Source organism: Chryseobacterium tongliaonense (assembly GCF_041224435.1).
In the GTDB taxonomy this organism is placed as follows: Bacteria; Bacteroidota; Bacteroidia; order Flavobacteriales; family Weeksellaceae; genus Chryseobacterium; species Chryseobacterium tongliaoense.
In genome coordinates this window covers 110,890-133,163 of sequence record NZ_JBGFFD010000009.1, presented here as the reverse complement: position 1 = coordinate 133,163, position 22,274 = coordinate 110,890, and the positions used below count along the sequence as shown (strand labels likewise).

15 protein-coding genes are annotated in these 22,274 nt (G+C 37.4%); all 15 read left to right on the top strand.

Going from position 1 to position 22,274, the window contains the following annotated elements:
• Positions 1-750: 750 nt before the first annotated feature.
• Positions 751-3,771, top strand: a complete 3,021-nt coding sequence (locus tag AB8P06_RS17465; RefSeq protein ID WP_369843525.1) for a SusC/RagA family TonB-linked outer membrane protein — start codon at positions 751-753, stop codon at positions 3,769-3,771.
• A 13-nt stretch (positions 3,772-3,784) separates the two neighbouring features.
• On the top strand, positions 3,785-5,599 hold the full coding sequence (locus AB8P06_RS17460) for a RagB/SusD family nutrient uptake outer membrane protein (RefSeq protein ID WP_369843524.1): 1,815 nt from the start codon (positions 3,785-3,787) through the stop codon (positions 5,597-5,599).
• A gap of 82 nt (positions 5,600-5,681) precedes the next feature.
• On the top strand, positions 5,682-6,704 hold the full coding sequence (locus AB8P06_RS17455; protein WP_369843523.1) for a pectinesterase family protein: 1,023 nt from the start codon (positions 5,682-5,684) through the stop codon (positions 6,702-6,704).
• A gap of 36 nt (positions 6,705-6,740) precedes the next feature.
• Positions 6,741-8,156, top strand: a complete 1,416-nt coding sequence (locus AB8P06_RS17450) for a pectate lyase family protein (protein WP_369843522.1) — start codon at positions 6,741-6,743, stop codon at positions 8,154-8,156.
• A 47-nt stretch (positions 8,157-8,203) separates the two neighbouring features.
• Complete coding sequence (locus tag AB8P06_RS17445; protein WP_369843521.1) at positions 8,204-9,199, top strand: DUF4861 family protein; 996 nt, start codon at positions 8,204-8,206, stop codon at positions 9,197-9,199.
• A gap of 11 nt (positions 9,200-9,210) precedes the next feature.
• Positions 9,211-10,470, top strand: a complete 1,260-nt coding sequence (locus tag AB8P06_RS17440) for a glycoside hydrolase family 88/105 protein (protein ID WP_369843520.1) — start codon at positions 9,211-9,213, stop codon at positions 10,468-10,470.
• 51 nt (positions 10,471-10,521) lie between these two features.
• Positions 10,522-12,162 (top strand): glycoside hydrolase family 43 protein, encoded by a 1,641-nt coding sequence (locus AB8P06_RS17435; protein WP_369843519.1) that lies wholly within the window; start codon positions 10,522-10,524, stop codon positions 12,160-12,162.
• 175 nt (positions 12,163-12,337) lie between these two features.
• Positions 12,338-13,189, top strand: coding sequence for a rhamnogalacturonan acetylesterase (locus tag AB8P06_RS17430; protein WP_369843518.1), 852 nt, complete (start codon positions 12,338-12,340; stop codon positions 13,187-13,189).
• Entirely contained in the window at positions 13,186-14,853 is a 1,668-nt protein-coding gene (locus AB8P06_RS17425; protein WP_369843517.1) for a glycoside hydrolase family 28 protein, read from the top strand. Before AB8P06_RS17430 ends, AB8P06_RS17425 begins: the two co-directional genes overlap by 4 nt.
• Positions 14,854-15,003: 150 nt before the next feature.
• Positions 15,004-15,912 carry an alpha/beta hydrolase gene (locus tag AB8P06_RS17420; RefSeq protein ID WP_369843516.1) on the top strand — a complete coding sequence of 303 codons (909 nt, stop codon included), beginning with the start codon at positions 15,004-15,006 and terminating at the stop codon, positions 15,910-15,912.
• A gap of 202 nt (positions 15,913-16,114) precedes the next feature.
• Positions 16,115-17,092 (top strand): pectinesterase family protein, encoded by a 978-nt coding sequence (locus tag AB8P06_RS17415; protein WP_369843515.1) that lies wholly within the window; start codon positions 16,115-16,117, stop codon positions 17,090-17,092.
• Between the two features lie 243 nt (positions 17,093-17,335).
• Complete coding sequence (locus AB8P06_RS17410; RefSeq protein WP_369843514.1) at positions 17,336-18,070, top strand: rhamnogalacturonan acetylesterase; 735 nt, start codon at positions 17,336-17,338, stop codon at positions 18,068-18,070.
• A gap of 273 nt (positions 18,071-18,343) precedes the next feature.
• Positions 18,344-18,688 (top strand): cupin domain-containing protein, encoded by a 345-nt coding sequence (locus tag AB8P06_RS17405; RefSeq protein ID WP_369843513.1) that lies wholly within the window; start codon positions 18,344-18,346, stop codon positions 18,686-18,688.
• A 162-nt stretch (positions 18,689-18,850) separates the two neighbouring features.
• On the top strand, positions 18,851-19,756 hold the full coding sequence (locus tag AB8P06_RS17400; protein WP_369843512.1) for an alpha/beta hydrolase: 906 nt from the start codon (positions 18,851-18,853) through the stop codon (positions 19,754-19,756).
• A 21-nt stretch (positions 19,757-19,777) separates the two neighbouring features.
• The gene (locus AB8P06_RS17395) at positions 19,778-22,264 is read left to right on the top strand and encodes a glycoside hydrolase family 95 protein (RefSeq protein WP_369843511.1); all 2,487 of its coding nucleotides are present in this window, start codon (positions 19,778-19,780) and stop codon (positions 22,262-22,264) included.
• Positions 22,265-22,274: the final 10 nt, after the last annotated feature.

Sequence of the window (22,274 nt, the reverse complement as noted above, 5' to 3'; positions counted from 1 at the left end):
AGTTAACAAAAAATTAATTTAATTTAATAAAAACTTGATTATCAATTAAATAAAAATAAAATATTTAATATTCACAAAAGAATTTAAAGAAAATATGGCAGTTTATTTCTCCCATAAATATCACCAAAGTATAACTTTAAAATAAAATCATGCCAAAACAAAGCCATGATTATTCAATATTGATTTGATAAGAATATTATGATTTTCATATATATACTATACATAATAAGATCAATCGTTATTAATTGACAAAAACGAATAATTTTCGTCCATGAAAAGATGACAAAAATCAGGAAACAATTCAATTTTTTATCTTTGAGCGATATTTTTGGGGAATTTAATATCCAGAAAATCTGATGTTTTTTTATATATTTTATCTTTTGGGATTATTAAACAGTGTAAATTTTTACATTTTTTTAAATAATTTAAATTCTAATCAAATACAATACAAACAACTAACAATCAATACATTAAATTAAAATACTCAACAAATATTTTGTCAACTTTAAGATTTTAAACAATCAAATTAATGAAAAAATAATATTTTTTTCTTTGTGTATTGGAAAATAATATTAGTTTAGAAGCCAAGTTATTTCATTATGAAAAATTACGCAATCGATTGCACAATAAAAAGCGTAAAATTTTCAGGAAATATTTACCACTAGAAAAATAGAATACTTACGAAATCCACAAAAAAACAAAAGATTGAAAAAAACTTTCAACCAATAATTAAAACAATAAGGATACAACATGGATAAAAAAGTACAATCAATAAAGTGGTTATATTTAACTGTCTTTCTCCTTCCTGTACTTGCTATGGCTCAAGAAAAAGAAACAAAAAAGGAAAAAGAAACCAAGATCGATGAAGTGGTTCTGGTAGGTTATTCTAAAGTTTCTAAAGCCGACGTGACGAATGCAGTAGGTTCCGTAAAAGCTGATGCAGTGAAGGATATGCCTGTAAACAGTGCAGCAGAGGCAATCCAGGGTAGAGTCGCAGGGGTACAGGTGATGGCAAGTGAAGGCTCCCCAGGTGCAGATATTGAAATTAAAGTAAGAGGGGGTACTTCGATTACCCAGAGTAATGCCCCACTCTATATCGTTGACGGAATCCAGATGGATAACGCCCTGTCTATTATTTCTCCAAAAGAAATTGAATCTATAGAAGTTCTGAAAGACGCTGCCTCCACCTCAATCTACGGATCAAGGGGTGCTAACGGTGTGGTATTGATCACCACAAAAGGCGGCCGCAAAAAAGCGATTACTTCCATCAATTATAACGGATATACAGGGGTAAGAAAAATCATGAATACAATTCCTGTGCTCGATCCCTACGAATTTGTAATGTATCAGTATGAGCTTTATAATAAAGGCGGTATTGCAGAAGATATTACAACTTTTGAAACGAGATACGGAAGTTTTAATGAGCTGGAAAACAAGTATAAAAACATCAAAAAAAGAGACTGGCAGGATGAGCTTTTCGGACAGGAAGCTTTCAACTTTACGCATAACTTAAGTGTAACGGGAGGTTCCGAGAAATCTGCATTCTCATTGACCCTAAATCATGTGGAAGAGGATGGGATCATGCTTAATTCAGGTTTCAAAAGGAGCATGGCCAACTTCAAATATGATTATGATATTTCTAAAAAATTAAAGGTCGGTTTCAACGCAAGATACAGCAGACAGCTGATTTCCGGAGCCGGGACTTCCGCAACAGGTTCCCAGGGAACCAACAGACTGAGAAATGCAGTAAGGTATCAGCCTTTTGAAGGGGGAAGCAATGTTCCGATTGATGATTTTGATCCGAATTATGCAACGATTACCAATCTTGTCAATCCGCTGATCTTAAACGACAATGAGGTAAAGGATAACAGAACCAACGATTTGTTATTAAATGCCTATTTAAACTATAACATCACGAAAGATTTAACTTTCAGAAGTGTGGTAGGTTATGTACAAAGAGACAATTCAGTCAATCAATTCTGGGGTACGGTAACCAGCGATGCCAGAGCCAACAATAACCAGCCGATTGTACAACTTACAAGATCACAGACGAGAAGAATCACCAATACGAATACTTTAAATTATACCAGGAAATTCGGGGATCATAAACTCGACTTGTTAATTGGCCAGGAAACGGTACAGACAGACGGGGAATCATCCAATACTTATGTAAAATGGCTACCGACGTCTATTCTTCCCAATGAAGCTTTTTCTAATATCCAGGCAGCCATTCCGCCTTCGGGAATGATTCAGGATGCAGCAAGAACAGCAGCTTTGCCACCGGACAGATTAGCTTCTTTCTTTGGTAGGGTCAACTATATTTACAACAACAAATATATCGCAACATTTTCGATCAGAACTGACGGTTCCAATGTTTTCGGGGAAGGAAAAAGATGGGGAACATTCCCCGCAGTTTCATTAGCATGGAAAATCAAACAGGAAAATTTTCTTAAAAATAAAGAATGGCTGGATGAGCTTAAGCTTCGTTTCGGATATGGAATGGCCGGAAACAACAGAATTCCGTCATATCTGTATGATACATTCTTCACGACTTCTACGGATTACGGATATACTTTCGGAAGCGGTGTAACTCCGGGAGCAACTACCGGAAATACACTAGCCAACAGAAACGTGACATGGGAAGCTACGGTTTCCAAGAACCTCGGTCTTGATTTCGGATTCTTTAACGGAAGATTATACGGTAGTGTAGACGGATATATCACAGACACCAAAGATCTGCTTATCTTAGCTAAAATCCCTCAGACATCAGGATATGAATATCAATACCAGAATTCAGGAAAAACCCAGAATAAAGGGATTGAAGTATCTTTAGGTGGTATTATCTTCAATAAAGAGAATTTTACCTGGAAAACAGATTTCAACATCTCGGCCAATAAAAATATTATTAAAAGCTTAGGGGCAAACGTTTCTGCCAATAATGATTACTATCTTGTAGCTTCAGGATGGGTAAACAATTTATATGATTTTATTGCGAAAGTGGGCAATCCTGTAGGAACTTATTACGGCTACGTCACAGAAGGAAGATATGAGATCAGCGATTTTGATTATAATGCTTCCACGCAGGTCTATACTTTAAAAGCAGGTGTTCCGAGCAGTAGCGCTGTTGCCAACGGTTCAAAACCTATTCAGCCGGGCGATCTGAAATTGAGAGACATTAATAATGACGGGCAAATCACGGCAGCCGATCAGACTGAACTGGGAAGTGCACAGCCAAAATTCTACGGAGGTTTCAACCAGACCTTCAGATACAGAAACTGGGATATGAGCTTATTCTTCAACTTCTCTGTCGGAAATAAAGTGTACAATGCCAATAAAATTGAATTTACATCACAGTATCTTTACAGAGACAACAACATGGCTGCCGAAGTTGCAGACCGATGGAGATGGTTTGACAACAACGGTATAAAAGTTACGGATCCTGCCGCTTTAGCCGCATTAAATGCTAATACAACGATGTGGACGCCTCCACAGGGAAGTTATATTCTGCATTCTTATGCGATTGAAGACGGATCATTCCTAAGATTAAATAACGTAACACTGGGATACAGCCTGCCAAAAGGCTCACTGGAAAGCCTTTCTATCAAAAACTTCAGAATGTATGTTACAGTAAATAATTTGTTTACCATCACGGGTTACGATGGATACGATCCTGAGGCAAGTACCCGAAAAAATCCTTTGACTCCGGGTGTTGACTATGCTGCATATCCGAGAAGCAGATTTATTTTAACGGGTGTTGATATAACCTTTTAATTAAGACTTAAACATGAAAAAAACAATAATAATTCTAAGTTGCATTCTTTCGTTATCAGCCTTCAACTCATGTAACGATTACCTGGATGCAGAAAATTATTCAAGTGTGTCGGAAGCCCAGCAGTTTGACAGTACTTCCGATACTTTTACAGCATTGGTAGGTGTTTACAGCCAATTGGCGGGTGATGACGGATACGGACAAAGATTAGCTTTAATCTATCCCCACTCCAGCGACGATTTCAGAACTTCGGGAGACTACAACTGTAATGACAGAAGAGGGATCTCAACCTTTGGGGCCTGTCCTACCAATACGGAATTAAACAAACCTTTCCTGAAATTGTACTCCGGAATTGAACGTGCCAATCTTTGTATTAAAAATATTCCTCTGTCACCGGTATATCAAACAGGTTCAGATTCTGATAAAAAATTAATGGACCGTTATCTTGGCGAAGCTTTAACCTTAAGAGCCCAGTTTTATTATGAACTGATCAGAAACTGGGGTGATGTTCCTTTCCAGGAAGTTCCGTCATCCGACCTGGAAAATTTATACCTTCAGAAAACGGACAGAGACGTTATTTATGAAAAAATGCTTACCGATCTTGCAAAAGCATCCACATTAGTACCGTGGAGATCTGAAGGAAGTACAACCAATGCAAGAATTTCCAAAGGGTTTGTAAAAGGGTTGAGAGCCAGAATTGCTTTGGCAAGAGCCGGATATTCTCTGAGAAGGAGTCCACAGGCAATGGCACAGGGATCAAATCCTCAAGTCTATTATCAGATTGCCTATGATGAATGTAAAGATATTATGAACCATACCGCTGAGCATAGCTTAAACCCAAGCTACGAAGCAGTTTTCAGAGCTTTACATACCAATACTCAGGATGCGACCAATGAAATCATCTTCTGTGTGGGAGCTTTCGGAGGAAACGCGAGAACAGACAGTAAAATCGGTTATTACAACGGGTTGAAACATGATGATAATTCCAGCTGGAAAGGCGGCGGTGGTATCAATGCACTTCCCGTTTACTTCTACGAATTCACTAAATATGACTTAAGAAGAGACATGAACGTGGGAATTTTCAAAGTGAACAATTCAAACCAGGCTGAAATAGTAACTGCCATTTCTTTTACAGATTCCAAATACAGAAAATCCTGGACGAATATTACCGGACCTTCTCAAAACCTTGCGGTTGACTGGCCATTACTCCGTTTTTCAGATGTACTGCTTATGTTTGCAGAGGCAGATAACGAAATTCACGGGGCTCCTTCCCAGGAAGCAATCAATGCAGTAAGATCAGTGAGAACCAGAGCTTATACAGGAAATTTAGGACAGGTAGGAACCATCCCTGCTGATAAAACAGGATTCTTCAATTATATTGTAAAGGAAAGATTATTGGAGCTGGGCTCTGAAGGAATCAGAAAATATGATCTGATCCGCTGGAATTTACTGGATGCCAAAATCACGGAAACCAGACAGAAGCTTACTGCTTTCGCCAACGGAACTGGACAATATGCTAACGCCCCTTTAAACCTTTACTATAAAAAATCACCTTATGATCCAACAAAAACGGCACAGCAGAATGTAAATGATATTGATATTTTCTTCACCGGCGGAGACAAATCTGAGGTATTTTATATGCCTTCTCAGGATGCCACACCGGCAGGTTATACAAAGATTGCATGGCGGGCTGCTGTTTTACCAACCTACATCAGTGATCCGGTGAAAGGTTTTGCCCAATATTTCCAGCCGAATAAAAGAGAATTATTACCTATTTACAGTGACATCATTCAATCTAACTATAATCTTACTCAGGATTACGGTTATTAGAAACAATACACATTCATATCAACAGTTGATACAGACTTTCTTCCCAGGAAGCAGGTCTGTATTTTAACTCAAAAATTATTCAATGAAAACTTCCATTTTACTTAAAAATACAAAGCTGTTTTCAATTTTACTGGTAGCATTATTCAGCTTACTTTCTTTCAAAGCCGGCGACCGGATCATCGTGGTTTCGAAAGACGGAAAAGGTGACTTCACTACAATACAACAGGCTATCGATGCCGTTGAAAACAGTTTTTCCACAAGAACAAAAATTATAATTAAAGCAGGAGTTTACAAAGAAAAAATTACCATCCCGGAAACTAAAGGCCCCATCATGATGGAAGGTGAAAATCCTGAAAATACGATGATCACTTATGATGATTATGCTTCAAAAAAAAATCCGGACGGAAAAGATATAGGAACAACAGGTTCTTCAACGATTTTTATTTATTCAGATGATTTTACGGCAAAAAACATTTCATTTGAAAACAGCTCAGGAAGAGTCGGGCAAGCCGTTGCCGTTTTAACTTCGGGTGACAGGATTGCTTTTGAAAACTGCAGGTTTTTAGGAAACCAGGACACTCTCTATTTAAAAGGAGCCCAGGATCTGGAAGATAAAACAAAACCTTCAAGAAACTATTTTTACAACTGCTATATTGAAGGAACCACCGATTATATTTTCGGAGCCGGAACAGCCGTTTTTGAAAACTGCACCATTTATTCAAAAGAAAGCGCAAGCTATGTGACAGCAGCTTCTACTCCACAGGAAAATGATTTCGGATTTGTTTTTATCAATTCAAAAATCATCGGAAATGCCAAAAACAGCTCGGTTTATTTAGGAAGACCATGGAGGCCTTTTGCCAAAACAATTTATGTCGATTGTGAATTGAATTCAACCATAAAACCCGAAGGCTGGCACAATTGGAACAAGCCTGATGCAGAAAAGACAACCTTCTATGCCGAATTGAATTCAAAAGGAGCAGGAGCAAATATTTCAGAAAGAGTTTCCTGGTCACACCAATTGACAAAAGAAGAAAGAAAAAAATATTCAACAGACAATATTCTTAAAGGAAAAGACAACTGGAACGTGAAAAAAAATTTAAAATAATTTAAATCCAACCTTCAACACCAAAGATTTTCAATCATGAAAAAACATTTCACAAAACGATTCACGATAGCAGGTTTATGTGGGATTTCAATCCTGATAAATGCTCAAAATGTGTTAAGTTTTCCAGGTGCGGAAGGCTTCGGAAGATACACAACCGGCGGTCGTGGCGGAAAAGTTTATTTCGTGACCAAACTGGCGGATGATGGTTCGGAAGGAACTCTAAGATATGCATTAGACCAGAAAGGTCCGAGGTATGTTGTTTTCAAAACCGGTGGAACGATCTATTTGGAATCACCATTAAAAATAAAAGAAGGAGATGTCACCATCGCCGGACAAACCGCTCCCGGAGACGGAATTACCGTTGCCAATTACGAAACTTTTATAGGAGCAGATAACGTCATTATCCGGTATATGAGATTCAGGATGGGAGATCAGAAAAACTTTGAAGGAGATGCTTTGGGAGCCAGATTTATCAAAAACCTGATCGTGGATCATTGTTCGATGAGCTGGTCAACTGATGAGACGGTTTCCATTTATGTCAATGAAAATACAACGCTTCAATGGTGTGTCATTGCAGAAAGCTTAAGAAATTCTGCCCACCGGAAAGGAGCCCACGGATACGGTGGAATTGCCGGTGGAAAATTTGCATCTTTCCATCATAATATTTATGCTCACCACGACAGCAGGAATCCTAGATTGGGAGAATATGCAGGAAGTAAATTTGCCCTGACAGATCTCACGGATTTCAGAAACAACGTCATTTATAACTGGGGACACAATAATGTTTACGGAGGCGAAGGAATGAACGTGAATATCGTCAATAATTATTATAAACCGGGACCTGCAACCATGACCAAACAACGCATTGTTGCCATCGATAAAAATGAGAACCCACAAACGGAAGTCTACAATATCTGGGGGAAATACTACATCAGCGGAAACGTAGTGGAAGGAAGCCCGGAAGCCACAAAAGACAACTGGGACGAAGGTGTTTTCAGCCAGATGAAACCTGCGTATAATCTTACGGATAAGGATAAAAATGCCATAAAAATCAGTCAGCCGCATGATATTCAGAATAATGTGAAAACGTATTCTGCCAAAGAGGCTTACGTGAAAACTTTGCAGTTCGGAGGCGCAAGTCTGGTTCGGGATGCAGTCGATTTGCATGTTTTAAAAGACATCAAAAACGGAAGCTTCACCTACAAAGGTTCAAAAGGAAGCACCAACGGAATCATTGATTCTCAGAAAGATGCAGGCGGATTTCCGGATTTGAAGCCCGGAAATCCACTACAAGATTTGGACAACGACGGAATGCCGGATGAATGGGAAATCAAATATCAGTTAAACCCAAAAGCGGCAAATGCCAACGGAAGAGATTTGGATAAAAATTATGACAATATCGAAGTTTATATAAATGATGTTGTAAAAAAAATAACCGAAGGACAACAGTAATAATTGTGAAAAAATTTTATTAAAAGGTGATCTAATAAAAAAATAGTATGAAATTCAATTTATTTAAAATATTAATTACGGGAGTGTTTATCAGTTCAAATTTTTCTGCCCAGACTTCTGCGGTTGAAAAAATCCGTAAGAATCCAAAAGCTCCGTTTTCTTATGCGGAACTTTCTGTAAAAGAAGGCGGAAAATGGGAAGGGAACCAATACATCGGCGGAGCTTTTAAAAACATTCAGGAGCTCATGCTTCCGGAATCTCATACCGACCACTCTACTTACATCAGGTATGAAGGCATTGGTCTGGAAAACAACCAGATCGGTTACAGACTCTATCTGGACTGGAGAAATGCAACCGATATTTTCGGTAAAAAAGTAAACACATTGGTGCTGCCGGAAGTTGGGCAGGACGGTTTTGAATCTTATCATCACGATGCACCTTGGGGACAGGATATTTTAAAATCCGGCCGTACGATTGGGATCGGTTCTTACGGAAGATATGACGAGCAGAATGATTTTGTTGAAACTTTTAAAATCGTAAAAAATACAACGGTAAAAGTAGCTAATGAAAAAGACAGGTCTTATGCAATCATAGATTATAAAGGCTGGAAAACCTGGGGTGATGCGATAGATTTACAGTCAAAACTGACGATTTTTAATAAAGACCGTTTCGTAAAGGTAGATTTAAACCTGAGCAATACTCTTTCAGGATTATGCACCGGAATTGTTGCCATTAAAAATATTCCGTTAAAACAAGGAATCAGTAAAAATAAAAAATGGGCTTACATTGCCACGTACGGAAATCAAACCGAAACCAAAAAAGATGATAACCTGGGAATGGCGGTCTTCTACCCTCTTGATAACTTTGATAAATATGTCAAAACAAAATCAACCCATACTATTGTTTTCAAGAAAACTAAAAATGTTTCCTATTACTTTTTGGGAGCATGGTCTTTAGAGCCCAATGGCCTGACAACAGAAGCATCTTTTTATCAGGATCTGGATAAAAAACTGGATATTTTAGATAAAAATAATCAACTTTAAAATTAGAAACAATGAATTTCATTAATCATAAAATAAAAGCTTACACTGTTGCAATATTAGGTTCAGGAATGTTTTTAGCATGCGCTCAAACCCAATCTGCAGCTGCATCAAAACCGGCAACAGAAACTTCAAAATCAGGAAAAGTAGTTCCTGCCAACCTGAAATGGTCAGAAAGAATGATGCTTTCCGAAATGCATCGTTTCCCGGAATCCTGGATGCTGGATTTCAGTAAAAGTCCGAAATGGACGTATCCTTCAGCAATTGTTTTGGATGGTGCTGAAAAATTATATGCTAAAACAGGTAAAAAAGAATATTACAACTACATTACCGACTTCGGTGAAAAACTGATTAAAGAAGACGGTACAATCCTTACCTACGACTTGGACAAATACAATATTGATATGCTGAACAGCGGAAATGTTCTGTTATATCTTTATGAAAAAGAGAAAAAAGAAAAATACCTTAAAGCTCTTCAGACTCTTCGTTTACAAATTGACGGACAGCCAAGAACATCAGAAGGCTCTTTCTGGCATAAAAAAATATATCCGTATCAGGTATGGCTGGACGGGCTGTACATGGGAATGCCATTTTACACGCACTATACCAAGGATTTTGTGAAAGGTACAGATGCAACAAAAGCTTACGACGATATTGTTTTCCAGTTTGATTCAGTACAAAAAAATCTTACAGACAAAAAAACAGGACTTCTTTATCACTCCTGGGATGAAAGCAAAAAAGAAGCCTGGGCAAATAAAGAAACCGGACTTTCACCCAATTTCTGGGGAAGAGCAATGGGTTGGTACGGAATGGCAATGGTAGATGTATTGGATTATTTACCGAAAGACCATCCCGGAAGAGCAAGATTAATCTCTTATATAAAATCGTATACAGATGCTGTCATCAAGGTTCAGGATAAAGAAACCGGACTTTGGTATCAGGTGTTGGATAAAGCAGGAGAAAAAGGGAATTATACAGAAGCTACGGCATCATCAATGTTTGTTTACACAATCATTAAATCTGTGAACAACGGCTATTTACCAGAATCTTATAAAGCTTATGCTAAAAAAGGCTACGACGGAATCATTAAAAATTTAATTACAGTAGATGAAAACGGCGTGGTTAATTTAAATAAATGCTGTGCCGTTGCCGGTTTGGGTGGAAAACCTTACAGAGACGGTTCTTACGAATATTATGTGAATGAAGAAATTCGTTCCAACGATGCAAAAGGAACAGGACCTTTTATTCTGGCAAGTTTGGAATTTGAAAAATAAACTAAAACCTGCAACCTAATTTCTATTACCTAAAACAATGAATTTGATTTAATGAGGACAAAAATTTTAAATATAGCAGCAATTACGATATTTTCAATTGCTTCAACATATCTCAATGCACAGGCAAAAAACTACGTTTCCGAAGTTTGGACTGCCGATCAGGGGAAGAATTACAGAAATCCGATCTTATATGCAGATTACTCTGATCCTGATGCTATTCGGGTTGGTGACGATTACTATATGACCGCTTCAAGTTTCAATGAAACTCCCGGATTACCGATTCTTCATTCAAAAGATATGGTCAACTGGAAATTAGTGAATTATGCTATTCAGGATGTTCTTCCCAATGAACATTTCTCCACCCCAAAAAGAGGTGACGGGGTTTGGGCACCAAGCATCCGTTTTCATAAAGGAGAATTTTACATTTATTGGGGCGATCCCGATTTCGGAATTTACATGGTAAAAACCAAAGATCCACTTGGAAAATGGGAGGAGCCTGTTTTGGTAATGGAAGGAAAAGGCTTAATCGATTCCTGTCCGTTTTGGGATGATGACGGAAATGCCTATTTAGTTCATGGTTGGGCGGGAAGCCGCGCCGGAGTGAAAAGTATTTTGACTCTTAATAAAATGAATCCTGAAGGAACAAAAGTATTGGATAAAGGAGTTCATGTGTTTGACGGTCACGATGCACATCCCACAGTCGAAGGTCCGAAAATGTATAAAAGAAACGGCTATTACTATATTTTTGCCCCTGCAGGCGGTGTGGCTACAGGTTGGCAATTGGTTTTAAGATCAAAAAATATTTATGGCCCTTACGAGGAAAAAGTTGTTCTGGAACAGGGCTCCACAAAAATCAACGGCCCTCATCAGGGAGCCTGGGTAGACGCCCCTTCAGGTGAAGATTGGTTCTATCATTTCCAGGATGTTGACACCTATGGAAGGATCATTCATCTGCAGCCGATGAAATGGGAAAAAGACTGGCCGGTAATAGGAATCGACAACAATAAAAACGGAATCGGAGAACCGGTTTTAACCTATAAAAAGCCGAACGCAGGTCAATCACACCCTATCGTTACACCTCCTGAAACCGATGAATTTGATGGTGAAAAATTAGGAATCCAATGGCAATGGAGTGCGAACGAAAATATAATCTGGTCATCCAAGCTTCCGGGACAGAAATTTTTAAGATTATTCTCTATAAAAGTTCCCGAAGGAGAAAAAAACCTCTGGAACGTTCCGAATCTATTAACCCAAAAATTCCCGGCTCCGAATTTCACCGCTTCTACCAAAGTTAAATTAACCCCGGAAGATGCTAAAGAAGGAAAAGCCGCAGGATTACTGATCATGGGATTAGATCATCAATCCATTGTCATTACCAATAAACCGGACGGATATTATTTACAGTTAAGAAGAGCCGAAAAAGCGGATAAAGGCGGTGAAGAAAAGGTTGTATTTGAAACAAAATTAAAAGGAAATGAAGCCTACTTAAAAGTCAATGTAAGTGAGCCAAATGGTCTATGTCAGTTCAGCTACAGTGAAAACGGTAAAAATTTCACGAAAGCCGGCAAAGTTTTTCAGGCCAAACCCGGAAAGTGGATTGGTGCTAAAGTAGGTCTGTACAGCATAAGTACGGCAAAAGCACCACGTGGTGGATATGCAGATTTTGACTGGTTTAGAATAACTAAAAATTAAATGACTTGAACCTGATTTAAATCTGACTTAAACTGTAAACCTTAGATTTTAAACTTTAAACCTTATAGGTTTTAAAAACCTATAAGGTTTCTGAAAAGGTTGTAATAACAGAATTAAAAAATAAAAACTTACACCTTAGCAATTAACCTGTAAATAGATTTTGAAAAATTAGTCCATGATAAAAACAATCTATAAAACCGTTTCATTTTTATCCGCCGTTTTACTTTTGTCCGCATGCCAGTCACAAAACAGCGCTCAAAAGACAATAACAAAACGCAATAAAGAAGTCACGCACATTTATCTTATCGGAGATTCCACGATGGCAGATTATACCGGAGATTACGAACCCGGCAAAGATTATATGAAAGTACGTTACCCTATTACAGGTTGGGGACAGGTCTTTCAGCCGTTTTTTGTAAAAGACAGTCTGGCTTCTTTGAAACCTATGATTAAAACAGATTCTGTGGCAGTTATTGACAAAGCGTATGGTGGAAGAAGTACCCGCACATTTTTTCAGGAAGGGAGGTGGAGATATGTTTACGAAAATTTGCAGCCCGGCGATTATGTTTTGATGCAGTTTGGCCATAATGACGGCTCGGAAAAGCATACGGAACGATATGTAAATATTCAGGGGTATAAGGAGTTTTTAAGATTGTTTGTAACCCAGACAAGACAAAAAGGAGGAAACCCGGTTATCATAACACCTGTCGCAAGAAATTATCCATGGAAAGAAGGAAAACTGAAAAATGTACACGGAGAATACTGGCAGGCTCCGATTGATATTGCCAAAGAAATGAACGTTCCTTATATTGATTTAAACAAATTATCAATGGAATATTTTACCCGGAAAGGTCAGGATTTCACGACCTCTCATTATTTCATGAATCTTCCTGAAAGTACTTATGAAGCTTATCCGAAAGGTCAGAAAGACAACACGCATTTTCAGCCGGAAGGGGCAAAAGCAGTCGCGTCAATTGTTTATCAGGAATTTAAAAATCTAATTAAAACTCAAAAAAAAATAAAATGAAGAAGTCTCTTAAAATTATCGGTTCAGTAGCAGTCATGATGTTTTCTGGACATATACACGCTCAGAACCCGGATATTTATAAAAACATTGAGTTTAAAATGCCTCAGGTGGCAGAAACTTCTTTCGCTTTAAACACCGTTTCAATTACCCAATACGGCGGAATTGCAGGCGGAAATATAAAAAATACGGAAGCTTTCAGAAAAGCAATCGATGACCTCACCAGAAAAGGTGGTGGAAAGCTGGTTGTTCCCCGCGGAATGTGGCTGACAGGTCCGATCGAGTTAAAAAGCAACATTAATCTTCATGTAGAAGAAGGTGCTTTCATTGTTTTCAGTAAAGATAAAAACGATTATCCTTTAGTTGATGTGAGTTTTGAAGGGTTAAACACCATCCGTTGCCAGTCTCCAATTTCAGCGAGAAATGCAACCAACATTGCCATTACAGGAAAAGGCGTGATTGACGGAAGCGGTGATGCATGGAGAGCCATCAAAAAAGGAAAAGTATCTGAATCTGAATGGAAAGAAATCGTTGCATCGGGCGGAATTTTATCTTCCGACGGCAAAACATGGTATCCTTCGGAAAGTTATAAAAAGGGATTTGAAAGCAGCTCAAGCTTCAATGTTCCTGATAAAATTTCTAAAGAAGAACTTAAATCAGTTAAAGATTTTCTTCGTCCCGTTATGGTAAGTCTGGTGGGTTGTGATAAAGTTTTATTGGACGGACCTACTTTCCAGAATTCACCGGCGTGGAATCTTCACCCGCTGATGTGCACCAATGTAATTTTAAGAAACCTTACCGTGAGAAATCCCTGGTTTTCTCAAAACGGAGATGGCGTTGATCTGGAATCCTGTAAAAATGTTTTGATTTACGACAATACTTTTGACGTAGGTGATGATGCAATCTGCATTAAATCAGGGAAAAATGAAGACGGAAGAAAAAGAAATATGCCGACTGAAAATGTTATCATTAAAAATAATATCGTGTATCACGGCCACGGAGGTTTTGTAGTGGGAAGCGAAATGTCCGGCGGAGCAAGGAATATTCACGTTTCAGACTGTACGTTCATTGGAACAGACATCGGTCTGCGTTTCAAAACAACACGTGGAAGAGGTGGAATTGTTGAAAACATTTACATCAAAAATATTGACATGATCAATATCCCGACCCAGACCATCGGGTTCAATATGTTCTACGAAGGTGCCTCTCCGGTTCTGGAAGACGGACAAAAAAAAGAAGGCAATAAATCACCGGAAAAGGTGTATCCTGTTACAGAAGAGACTCCGATTTTCAGAAATATTTTCTTTAAAAACATTAATGCCGTGAATTCTTATGAAGCGATTACTTTATCCGGTCTGGCAGAAATGAATCTTAAAAACATTGTCATTGAAGATTCTCAGTTTGACACAAAAAAAGCTTTAACAATCGTGGATGCAGACGGAATTCAGTTAAAAAACGTAAAGCTGAAATATTCTGAAGGAACGGGAGCAACAGTGTATAACAGTAAAAACATCAATCTTTCAACCGTAAAGTTTGAATCTCAAAATAAGCCGTTTATTAAGGTTTTAGGAAACAAAACGGGAGCAGTATTGTTGCCGAAAGAAATAATATCCGATAAGAATTCACTTTCTATCGGGACGGATGTAGCGAAAAATGCAGTTAAATAAATGTCTCAATTATTTAAACCATTAAGGTAAATTAAGTTATTAAGAATATGTAAGTTGCTCTGCTTTAAGATAAAAATCAGAATGATTTTCTTAATTAATCTTAAGTTCTTCAATACTCTTAATGGTTCAAAATTTAAAAAATTTGACAACATGATTTTTAACAGAAAACATACTTATATTTCTATTTTCTTTGTATGGATGACAGCATTCGGTCAGGCACAACGTCCGAATGCTTCTCCATACACCAATGAGTCTACCTACGAAAAATTAAAGAAAAAACATCCTTTTATTACCCCTTTAAACCGGCCTGTTCCACAAAATATAGCAATTGATAAAGATGTGGAATACGCCAATATAAAAGGACTTTCCCTCAAAGCCGATGTTTATTATCCACTTGACAAAACAAAAAAGCATGCAGGAATTGCAATGGTACACGGCGGTGGCTGGATTTCAGGAAATAAGGAAAATGAAAAATATATGGCAATGGAACTGGCTTCAAAAGGTTATGTCGCAATAGCAGTCGGTTATCGGTTAGCTGATGTGGCAAAATATCCCGGAGGTGTTGAAGATATTGAAAAGGCTATACTTTGGTTAAAGAAAAATCACGAAAAATATGCATTGGATAAAAACAAAATAGCCGTTTTGGGTGAATCTGCAGGAGCTCAGATCGCAACTCTGGTCGGGGTAAAATCAAAGAATAAAATTAAAGCCATCATTAATGTTGACGGAATTGTTTCCTTCATTCATCCTGAAGCTGAAGAAAGTACTTATGCTTCGTATTGGCTGGGTGGTGACAGAAATGTCAATTTAAAAAACTGGACTGAAGCTTCCCCTCTGGAATATGTGGATAAAAATACCCCTCCGACTCTTTTCATCAACAGTTCGCAACCACGATTTCATGCAGGAAGAGACGATATGATGAAAAAATTAAAGAGCTACAATATCCCGACTGAGTTTCATGAAATCAAAGATTCACCGCATTCATTCTGGTCGGCTGAGCCATGGTTTACTGAAACATTGAAATATACGGTTGATTTTTTAAATAAAGTTTTTAAATAAAGTTTTTAAATAATATTAATTATGATTTTAATCGTAAAGATCTAATTTAATGTAAATGAATATTTTAGTGAACAAATATGAATCAACGGGTTGATTTGATAAAGTTATCGCCATAGCTTTGTGAGCAAATTTTATTTGCATTTGCTTTCTAAAAATCAGCATTAAGAAAAAAACTTTGCGTCAAAAAATAATAAATCAGTTTATGAAAAAATTATTTTTAATTCTCCTTATATTGATGGTCAATTTTCTATTTGCAGAAAACGATCCCTACATAAAAATAACCGTTGCAAAAGACGGAAGTGGAGATTTTGTCTCTATTCAGAAAGCGATAAACTCAATCAGAGATTTAGGTCCGGCAGAGGCTTTAGTGTTCATTAAATCCGGAACATACAACGAGAAAGTAATTATTCCATCTTCAAAACATAAAATTACTTTAGAGGGAGAGAATAAAAACAACACCATCATTACCAACAATGATTTTTCAGGAAAACCGGATGCATTTAATGAAAAAATGACCACTTTCAACTCCTATACTTTATTGGTGATGGGTGATGATATTAAAATCAGTAACCTGACTATTCAGAACAGTTCGTGCAATGAAGGCCAGGCAGTTTCTCTCCATGTAGAAGGTGACCGTTTTGTGATTAAAAATGCTAATATTTTAGGTTGTCAGGATACAATTTATTCCGCAACCAATCATAGCAGGCAATATTTTGAAAACTGCTATATCGAAGGAACAACAGATTTTATTTTCGGACAGGCAACCGTTGTTTTTAAAAACTGTACTCTAAAAAGCTTAGCAGATTCTTACATCACTGCAGCTGCAACAGAGGCCGACAGAGAATATGGTTTTGTCTTTTTCGACTGTCAATTAATAGCAAAAGAAGGAATCACAAAAGTGTATTTAGGAAGACCGTGGCGACCTTACGCAAAAACCGTTTTCATCAATACTGAAATGGGAAAACACATTGTCCCCGAAGGCTGGAATCCCTGGAAAGGTGATAAAATGTTCCCTGATAAAGAAAAAACCGCTTACTATGCAGAATATGGAAGCAAAGGCGATGGCGGAAACTCTTCGAAACGGGTAAACTGGTCCCATCAACTGACAAAAAAAGAATTAAAAAAATATACCATTGAGAAAATCTTTGATGGCTGGAATCCGACTGCAAATAATAAGTAATAATAACTTCAATTAAATCGACATAGGAAAATGGAGCGTCAAGAAAATTAATTCTGTGAACGTTAAGAAAATTCTATTGTTTGAGCACGACCAAAATATTGAATAAAAAAGACAAATATCAAATTCGCGCGAGTTTTAGAATTTTTAGAGAACAGAAATAATTTTTAGCGGAGTTTCCAAGTCTTGAACTTTTGGTTCTGTTTCAAGACAAAAGAAGATTAATTAAAAAAAATAAAATTTAAAATGAATAAAAAACTTTCCATACTATTTTTGTTTTTGTCAATCATGACATTTGCACAAAAGCCTACTCTATTCTTAATCGGCGATTCTACCATGGCCAACAAAGAAAATCCCGATAAAAACCCGGAACACGGTTGGGGACAGGTTTTACCACAATTTTTAACAACAGGTATCGAAGTTCAGAACCATGCCATGAATGGAAGAAGCTCAAAAAGTTTCAGAACGGAAGGAAGATGGGATAAAGTGGAGAAGCAGTTGAAAAAAGGTGATTTTGTAATTATTCAGTTTGGTCATAATGATCAGAAAGTAAAAGATTCCACAAAATTCACCAATCCTTTTACTCAGTATAGAGCCAATTTGGAAAGATATGTCAATGAAACCAGAGCGAAAGGAGCAACACCTATTCTGATGACTTCTATTGTGAGAAGAAACTTCAATGAAAATGGAGTTTTGGTAGATACACATACAGATTATCCTTTAGTAGTAAGAATGGTGGCTAACGATTTAAAAGTTCCGTTTGTGGATATGCAATTATTAACAGAACAATTGGAAATTTCTTATGGTCCTGAAAATTCAAAAAAATTACATTTGCATTATAAAGAAGGTGAAGATTCTTACTATCCGAAAGGAAAAGATGATGATACGCATTTGTCAACATTAGGAGCCGAATCCGTTGCAAAACTGGCCGTAGGTTCTTTGAAGGATCTGAAAACTGGATTAGAAAAATATATTAAATAATGTTTTCGCAGATTATGCAGATCTTTAAGTTTGGTTTCAAATACATATTTTAATGTCATTCAGAACGGAACAAAAGTGGAGTGTAGAACCTAATTTTTTGAGGACAAATATGAAGTTTAGATTCCTGCAGAATGACAAAGAATATATAGACAAATATTTTTAATCATGATTACATCATCAATTTTTATCTCCGATAAAAATCTTTGCGCCTTAAAACTGTTAGTACTTTAAAAATTTAGCGCCTTTGCGATTAACTAATAAAAAACATAAAAAATGAATTTCAAAAAAGAACCGTTCTTTGACGGCAATTCCGAATGGGAAGATTTAGGAGACGGAGTGTCCAGACAGTTTGTAGGTTACAATTCTCAGGTGATGATGGTGATTGTGAAGTTTGAAAAAGATGCTGTTGGTACTTTGCATCAGCATTTTCATTCTCAGATCACATACGTTGCTTCAGGAAAGTTTGAAGTAACTGTAGATGACGAAACAAAAGTTTTACATGAAGGCGACGGTTTTTTTGCCCAACCCAACATTTTTCATGGAGTAAAATGTCTGGAAGCAGGGCAATTGATTGATGCTTTTACCCCTTTTAGGGAAGATTTTTTAAATAAGAAATAATTGGAAATCGAAAAAAGTTTATAAACTTAAATGCTTTAAGTCGCAAGAATTTTATCTTCGATAAAATTTACTACTTCAAATCATTGCACCTTAAACAGTTTAATCATTAAAATAACTTTGCGCCTTTGCGATTTCCAACAAAATTAAATCCAGAATTATTAAATGAAAAAGTTTGTTGTAGTATTCCTGATCTCCCTTTTCATCCAATTATCCGCGCAGGAAAAAATTATGGTATGGCCAAAAGGTCAGATGCCGAATTCTAAAGGACTGCCTCTAAAAACGGAAGAAAAAGACGGCAGAATTATACAGATAAAAGAAACCGAGTTATTTGCTTTTTTACCTCCGAAAGAAGAAAGAAAGCAGATGGCAGTTATTGTTATTCCGGGTGGTGGATATTATAAACTCACTTATGATTTGGGTGGTTATCAGATTGCAAAATGGTTCAACACACAAGGTATATCCGCTTTTGTTCTAAATTACAGATTACCGACTTCTCCTGATTTAAAACAAAGAGAAATTGCACCCTTGCAGGATATTCAGGCTGCTATAAAATACCTTAGAAAAAACGCAGAACAATATGGCATTTCACCGGAACTGATCGGCGTAATCGGAACTTCCGCAGGCGGGCATTTGGCAGCATCCGTAAGCAATACTCCTACAGATTACACTGAATTGAAAGGGGATTGGACTTCAATTCCAACCATTCCCAATTTTGCTATTCTGGTTTCTCCGGTGATCGATTTTGGAGAATTTGCTCATGTTGGAAGCCGGAACAGCCTGCTTGGTGAAAACGCTTCTCCCGAGAAGATCAAAGAATATTCGATGCAGAACCGAGTGACGGAAAAAACTCCTCCTACTATTTTGTTTCATGCGCAAAACGATAAGACAGTTCCTGTAATGAACAGCATTTTGTACTATCAGGAAATGATAAAGAATAAAGTGAGAGGAGCACTATTTATTTTTCCGGAAGGTGAACATAAAATCGGAATTACCAATAAATCCGAACTGACGGATAACTGGAAAAAATTGTGCTCAGAGTGGCTTAAGACGATAAGTAACGGGCAATGAGTAATCTTTTAAAATTGAATTATGTTTAAAATCATTCAACATAAAATATTTGTACTGGCTTGTGGAACAATGATTTCTGTTTCAACGTACGCTCAGCAAAATTTAAAATTAACTTACAACAAACCTGCAGAAAACTGGAATGAAGCTTTACCCATCGGAAACGGCAGATTGGGAGCCATGGTCTTTGGCGGGGTTTCACAGGAGCATCTTCAGCTTAATGAAGAAACGATCTGGGCCGGCGAACCGGGAAATAATGTCCCAAAAAACACGTTTGACAGTATTCAAAAAATCAGAAAACTGTTGAATGAAAGTCAGTTTGAAGAAGCACAAAATGTTTCCAACAGAACTTATCCGAGACAGGCCCCGAAAAATCTGAATTACGGAATGCCTTATCAGACGATGGGCGATTTATTTTTAGATTTTAAAGGGCATGAAAATTTTAAAAACTATCACCGGGATTTAGATATTGAAAAAGCCATAAGCACAGTTTCTTATGAAGTTAATGGCGTAAATTTTAAACGTGAAATTTTCTCCTCATTTGCAGATCATGTGATCATGATTAAATTATCTTCCAATAAAAAAGGGAGTTTAAATTTCTCCATCAGTGCTTCTACTCAACATTTGAGAAAATCTGTTTTCACTGAGAAAAATCAATTGGTAATTAACGGAACAAGCGGCTCGGTCGACAACAAAACCGGAAAGATCAATTTCAAAACGGTTGCAGTGCCTGTTTTAAAAGGCGGAAAGCTAACCTCAACCGGCAATCAACTCAACATTTCAGGAGCGGATGAAGTCGTCATTTATGTTTCGATTGCAACCAATTTTAAGAAATATAATGACCTTTCCGGAAACCCGGATATGAGAGTTTCAGAATATTTAAAATCTGCTTTAAATAAAAAATACGATACTGAATTAAAAGCTCATGTTGAGAAATATCAGAAATATTTCAACCGTGTAAGTCTAGATTTAGGAACAACCGAACAGGCAAATAAAACAACTGACGTCAGAGTTAAAGAATTCGGAACTTCAAGCGATCCTGATTTGGTGGCTTTGTATTTCCAGTTTGGCCGTTATCTTTTAATTTCTTCTTCCCAGCCCGGAACCCAGCCTGCCAATCTTCAGGGTATCTGGAATTATCAGTTGAATCCGGCTTGGGACAGCAAATATACGGTCAACATTAATACAGAAATGAATTACTGGCCTGCAGAAAATACCAACCTGAGCGAAATGCATGAGCCTTTGTTTGACATGATCCAGGATTTGTCAGTAACAGGACAGGAATCGGCAAAGGAAATGTACCATGCAAGAGGCTGGAATATGCATCACAATACAGATTTATGGCGAATTACAGGAGTTGTCGACGGCGGTTTCTATGGAATGTGGCCGATGGGTGGCGCCTGGCTCACTCAACACATCTGGAATCATTATGTATATACCGGAGATAAAGAGTTTCTGAAAAAAAATTACTCAGCTTTGAAAGGTTGTGCATTGTTTTATCTTGATGTTCTTCAGCAAGACCCTTCGAAACAATATCTGGTTGTTTCACCTTCTATGTCTCCTGAAAACACCTATATGAAAAGTGTAGGAATTACTGCAGGAACAACGATGGATAATCAGCTGGTTTTTGATGTTTTTAATAATTTCATTAATGCTTCAAAAGTTTTAAATAAAGATCAAAATCTTTCTGATGAAGTAAAATTATCTTTAAGCAAACTTCCGCCTATGCAGATCGGACAACATGCACAGTTACAGGAATGGCTGAAAGATATGGATCGAACCGATGATAAGCACAGGCACATTTCTCATTTGTACGGATTATTTCCTTCCGGGCAAATCTCCCCTTTCAGAAATCCTGATTTAACTGAAGCTGCAAAAAATTCAATGATATACCGCGGTGATAAATCTACCGGCTGGTCGATGGGCTGGAAAGTAAACTGGTGGGCAAGGTTGCTTGACGGAAACAGAGCTTTTAAACTGATTTCAGATCAGCTGAGTCCTGCTATGGAAACTACAGGCCAGTCAGGAGGAACTTATCCGAATCTTCTGGATGCCCATCCCCCATTCCAGATCGATGGAAATTTCGGGTGTACTTCAGGAATTGCAGAGATGCTATTGCAAAGCTATGACGGTTATCTGTATATTTTGCCGGCTCTTCCGGATGCTTTACCCAATGGATCGGTTAAAGGATTAAAAGCAAGAGGTGGCTTTGAAGTGGATATTGAATGGAAAAATTCCAAGCTGACAAAGATGGCCATACAATCGGCTTTGGGAGGAAATGCAAGGATCAAGGTTGGTAAGGATATACTTTTGGTAACTTCGGGAGCCTCAGCCACCAAGTTGTTGCAGCTGGCAAAAGGTGAGAACCCTAATGAATATTATCAGGTAAATACGATCAGAACACCTTTAATTTCTGAAAAAGCCACGCTAAAAGGTTTTCCCGTTCCTGAAACACAAACCTTTGATTTTAAAACTGAAAAAGGCGGAAGGTATATTTTCGAGGTTCAGTAGTTCAGATTAA

Bases quoted from the DNA above. Each gene is read 5' to 3' on its own strand.
- AB8P06_RS17395 (WP_369843511.1), top strand. From the start codon at position 19,778: ATGTTTAAAATCATTCAACATAAAATATTTGTACTGGCTTGTGGAACA.
- AB8P06_RS17450 (WP_369843522.1), top strand. From the start codon at position 6,741: ATGAAAAAACATTTCACAAAACGATTCACGATAGCAGGTTTATGTGGG.
- AB8P06_RS17400 (WP_369843512.1), top strand. From the start codon at position 18,851: ATGAAAAAGTTTGTTGTAGTATTCCTGATCTCCCTTTTCATCCAATTA.
- AB8P06_RS17435 (WP_369843519.1), top strand. From the start codon at position 10,522: ATGAGGACAAAAATTTTAAATATAGCAGCAATTACGATATTTTCAATT.
- AB8P06_RS17445 (WP_369843521.1), top strand. From the start codon at position 8,204: ATGAAATTCAATTTATTTAAAATATTAATTACGGGAGTGTTTATCAGT.
- AB8P06_RS17405 (WP_369843513.1), top strand. From the start codon at position 18,344: ATGAATTTCAAAAAAGAACCGTTCTTTGACGGCAATTCCGAATGGGAA.
- AB8P06_RS17420 (WP_369843516.1), top strand. From the start codon at position 15,004: ATGATTTTTAACAGAAAACATACTTATATTTCTATTTTCTTTGTATGG.
- AB8P06_RS17455 (WP_369843523.1), top strand. From the start codon at position 5,682: ATGAAAACTTCCATTTTACTTAAAAATACAAAGCTGTTTTCAATTTTA.
- AB8P06_RS17410 (WP_369843514.1), top strand. From the start codon at position 17,336: ATGAATAAAAAACTTTCCATACTATTTTTGTTTTTGTCAATCATGACA.
- AB8P06_RS17425 (WP_369843517.1), top strand. From the start codon at position 13,186: ATGAAGAAGTCTCTTAAAATTATCGGTTCAGTAGCAGTCATGATGTTT.
- AB8P06_RS17430 (WP_369843518.1), top strand. From the start codon at position 12,338: ATGATAAAAACAATCTATAAAACCGTTTCATTTTTATCCGCCGTTTTA.
- AB8P06_RS17465 (WP_369843525.1), top strand. From the start codon at position 751: ATGGATAAAAAAGTACAATCAATAAAGTGGTTATATTTAACTGTCTTT.
- AB8P06_RS17460 (WP_369843524.1), top strand. From the start codon at position 3,785: ATGAAAAAAACAATAATAATTCTAAGTTGCATTCTTTCGTTATCAGCC.
- AB8P06_RS17415 (WP_369843515.1), top strand. From the start codon at position 16,115: ATGAAAAAATTATTTTTAATTCTCCTTATATTGATGGTCAATTTTCTA.
- AB8P06_RS17440 (WP_369843520.1), top strand. From the start codon at position 9,211: ATGAATTTCATTAATCATAAAATAAAAGCTTACACTGTTGCAATATTA.